Annotated in this window: 1 protein-coding gene; it reads right to left on the reverse strand. The window is 61.0% G+C overall.

The features are described 5' to 3' along the window. Positions 1-328 (reverse strand): preprotein translocase subunit SecA (locus E5162_RS14260; protein ID WP_479684687.1); only part of this gene is annotated, 328 nt, incomplete at both ends.

Consider the following 328-nt stretch of genomic DNA (forward strand, 5'->3'; position numbering starts at 1 on the left):
CGCCTTGCGCTGGTCGTTCATCACATCGTCGTACTTGAGGATGTTCTTGCGGATGTCGAAATTGCGCGCTTCGACCTTCTTCTGGGAGGTCTCGACCGACTTGCTCATCCACGGGTGCTGAATGGCCTCGCCTTCCTTCATGCCCATGGTGCGCATGATTCCGTCCAGCCGCTCCGGCGCGAAAATGCGTAGCAGGTCGTCTTCCACGCAGATGAAGAATTTCGAGCGTCCCGGGTCGCCCTGACGACCGGACCGGCCACGCAGCTGATTGTCGATGCGGCGGCTTTCGTGGCGCTCGGTCCCGATCACGTAAAGACCGCCGGCTTCC

Source organism: Marinicauda pacifica (genome assembly GCF_004793635.1).
Taxonomy (GTDB): domain Bacteria; phylum Pseudomonadota; class Alphaproteobacteria; order Caulobacterales; family Maricaulaceae; genus Marinicauda; species Marinicauda pacifica.